A 3,547-nucleotide genomic window follows, 5' to 3' on the forward strand; every position below is an offset into this window, starting at 1 on the left:
AGAGGATTGGATCAATTCACTGCCACGTAAAATTCTAGGTTATGAGACGCCACAAGAGCGCTTCGATGCCGCGCTAAAAAATCTTCACCCATAATTTTTGATTCTGTTATGCTCTACTGTCCGATTTAATATTGCAATTTAGGGAAAAACTTTTCATCGTTACTTGCGCGCATTCTTCGCCGCACGGCCGCGCGCCGTACGATCGAGAATCGCCTTGCGCAGGCGAATATTCTCCGGCGTCACCTCGACGAGCTCATCATCATTGATATACTCCAGTGCCTGCTCCAGACTCAGAATACGCGGCGGTGTCAGGCGGATCGCCTCATCTGAGGCAGAGGTACGCATATTCGTGACATTCTTCTTCTTGCACGGATTGATGTCCATATCAATATCGCGTGAGTTCTCCCCGACAATCATCCCTTCGTAGACCTGCTGGCCCGGCGAGATAAACATCGTCCCGCGATCTTGCAGGGAGAAAATTCCGTACCCCGTCGTCTCACCCTGCTCAAACGCAACAAGCGACCCATGCGAACGGCCCGTCATATCCCCCTTGTACGGAACATAGCCGTGGAAGATATGATTCATAATCCCATTGCCCTTCGTACTCGTCAGGAGCTCCGAACGGAAGCCGATCAGCCCGCGCGCCGGGATAAAGAACTCCATGCGGATATAGCCCGACAGCTCCGTCATATTCGACAGCTCCGCCTTGCGCGTACCGAGCGCCTCCATCACGGCGCCCATATACTCCTGCGGAACCTCAACCGTCAGATTCTCCATCGGCTCGCACTTCTGTCCGTTGATCGTCTTGTAGACAACCTCGGGCTTTCCGACCTGCAGCTCATAGCCCTCACGGCGCATCTGCTCGATCAGGATGGAAAGATGCAGCTCACCACGTCCCGATACCTTGAACACATCGGCGGAATCCGTCTCCTCGACGTGCATGGCGACATTCGTCTCGATCTCCTTGAACAGGCGATCACGCAGATGGCGCGACGTAACGAACTGCCCCTCACGGCCTGCAAACGGACTCGTATTGACACCGAAGGTCATGGAGAGCGTCGGCTCATCAATATTGATCGTCGGCAGTGCCTCCGGATTCTCCGCGTCTGCCACAGTATAACCGATGCTCACATCGCCGAGCCCCGTCAGAGCGACGATCTCGCCCATCCCCGCTTCATCGACTTCGACGCGCTTGAGTCCCTGATACACATAGACCTTGCCGACCTTTGCCTTCGTCTCATGGTCGCCGCTGATCACAACCACATTTTGATTGGGGCGCACCGATCCACGAATCACGCGCCCAATGGCAACGCGACCAACATAGTCGTCTGCTTCGAGCGTCGTCACCATCATCTGCAGAGGCCCCTCCGCATCGCCCTGCGGCGCCGGAATCTCCTTCACGATGGTCTGCATCAACGGCTCGAGATTATCGTTCGTATCCTCCATGTTAAACTTGGCGATACCGTCGCGCGCCGCCGCATAGATCACGGGAAAATCGAGCTGGTCATCGTCCGCATCCAGCTCCATAAAGAGCTCCAAAACCTCATCGTACACATCGTCCACACGCTGATCCGGACGGTCGATCTTGTTGATGACAACAATCGGCTTCAACCCTTGTTCGAGTGCCTTGCGCAGAACATACTTCGTCTGCGGCATCGGGCCCTCAAACGCATCGACGAGCAGGAGAACACCGTCCACCATGTTGAGAACGCGCTCCACCTCACCACCGAAATCCGCATGACCGGGAGTATCCACGATATTGATCTTGATCCCATCATAGAGGATCGCCGTATTCTTCGAAAGAATCGTAATCCCACGCTCGCGCTCGATATCACCCGAGTCCATCACGCGCTCGTTCACCTGCTCGTTCGAGCGAAACACGTGGCTCTGCTTCAGCATCGCATCGACCAGCGTCGTCTTACCATGATCAACGTGAGCAATAATCGCGATATTGCGCAGTTTTTCATTGATCGCCATATATCATATTCCTCCCCATAGTTCCGTTCAAAAGATAGTGTGTCTATCTTAGTATAGCAAAGCATCTTTGTCAACAGGTATTATGAGCAGATGCTACATTTTCCCACGCAAAACAAAAAAGCCGTGACACAAAGCCAATTAACTTCGTGCCACAGCCCCACTGTATGAAAGAGCTTACTTTCCTTTGCTCTGCGCCTCCACCGAACGCTGCCAATTCTTGTAGAACTGCTCAGAAAGCTTGGAGAACGTCGCCACCGTATTCCCATCTGACTTATTTGCACGCACCTCATACGTGTAGAGGAGCTCGTTCGTACCGGCACGGTAAACATCGAAGAAGAACACCGTACGGCTATTATTCGCAACGGTCAAAATGACATAGGCATTCGCATAGGAAGCAACATTATCCTTGAACGCCTTTGCTGCATCACGGCGCGGAAGAGCCTTCAGATCGATCCCCTTGCTCTGCTGGAGATCACTCGCAACCGTATCATAGCTGACCACATTGGCACGCGTCACATTGGACGCATCTGCCTCAATCTGCGTCAAAATATCAATGGAAGGAGCGGTATTCTCAACCTGCACATAAAGCGGAGCTCCGATCGCCAAACGATTGACATTTGTAAGCACCGCGCCCTCGGGCAGCGTAACCTTATCCGTAAAAGGGGAAGCACTCACCTGTACGGCAAGCAGCGTGAGACACAAAACAAGCGCCATTTGGACGAATTTCTTCATGGATCGATCTCCTCCTTAAATAGACAGCAAAAGCTCTTTGCTGTTCGTCATTCTACACTATAATGGAATGTTTGACAAGAAAAAGAAGATAAAAGAACAAAAAAACCGTATCAAATCGATACGGCTGAACCTCAATGGCAGGGGCAGTAAGACTTGAACTCACAACCTACGGTTTTGGAGACCGTTGCTCTACCAGTTGAGCTATACCCCTATGGGGCGACTTATGGGGATCGAACCCATGCATGCTGGAGCCACAATCCAGTGTGTTAACCGCTTCACCAAAGCCGCCATGTCATTCATAAATAGAACTCGTGAACACGTCATTCACGAGTTCTATCCTTTGCGGCAACTACCTACTCTCCCACGTCGTCTCCAACGAAGTACCCTCGGCCTGTGGACGCTTAACTGCTGTGTTCGGAATGGGAACAGGTGGAACCGTCCAGGCATCATCACCGCATTACTGACTTGTCCAAGAGCAAAGCCCGCAGGGCGCATGCGATTGGGTAACAAGTCGTATGGGAAAGTGTCCCAAGAGTCAAGTCCAAAGGACGCAGACGATTGGCTGACACTGACCGCTCTGAATGAGTCTTGCTCACTCAAAACTTCACAGAAGAAACTGCAAGCAAATTGTTAGGCTATACCTTCTTAGAATAAGTCAAGCCCTCGACCGATTAGTGCTGGTCAGCTGCACACATTGCTGTGCTTCCACATCCAGCCTATCTACCTTGTCTTCTTCAAGGGGTCTTACTTCCTTTTAGGAATGAGATACTTCATCTCGGGACGGGCTTCACGCTTAGATGCTTTCAGCGTTTATCCCTTCCGGACGCAGCTACCCGGC

At 52.0% G+C, this 3,547-nt stretch carries 2 protein-coding genes, 2 tRNA genes and 2 rRNA genes; all 6 read right to left on the minus strand.

The features are described from left to right. Positions 1–159: 159 nt before the first annotated feature. Positions 160–1,977, minus strand: a complete 1,818-nt coding sequence (typA, locus tag C1713_RS00050; RefSeq protein ID WP_009442224.1) for a translational GTPase TypA — start codon at positions 1,975–1,977, stop codon at positions 160–162. Between the two features lie 174 nt (positions 1,978–2,151). Further along, a complete protein-coding gene (locus tag C1713_RS00055) occupies positions 2,152–2,709 on the minus strand; it encodes a hypothetical protein (protein WP_009442225.1) in 558 nt (185 codons plus the stop codon). A 135-nt stretch (positions 2,710–2,844) separates the two neighbouring features. Then, a tRNA-Trp gene (locus tag C1713_RS00060) sits at positions 2,845–2,920 on the minus strand. A 1-nt stretch (position 2,921) separates the two neighbouring features. Next, positions 2,922–2,997 (minus strand) — tRNA-His (locus C1713_RS00065). 52 nt (positions 2,998–3,049) lie between these two features. Next, positions 3,050–3,166, minus strand: a 5S ribosomal RNA gene (gene rrf / locus C1713_RS00070). Positions 3,167–3,360: 194 nt separating this feature from the next. After that, a 23S ribosomal RNA gene (locus C1713_RS00075) occupies positions 3,361–3,547 on the minus strand; the annotation flags it as partial.

Source organism: Centipeda felix, from assembly GCF_900186465.1.
Classification (GTDB): domain Bacteria; phylum Bacillota; class Negativicutes; order Selenomonadales; family Selenomonadaceae; genus Centipeda; species Centipeda felix.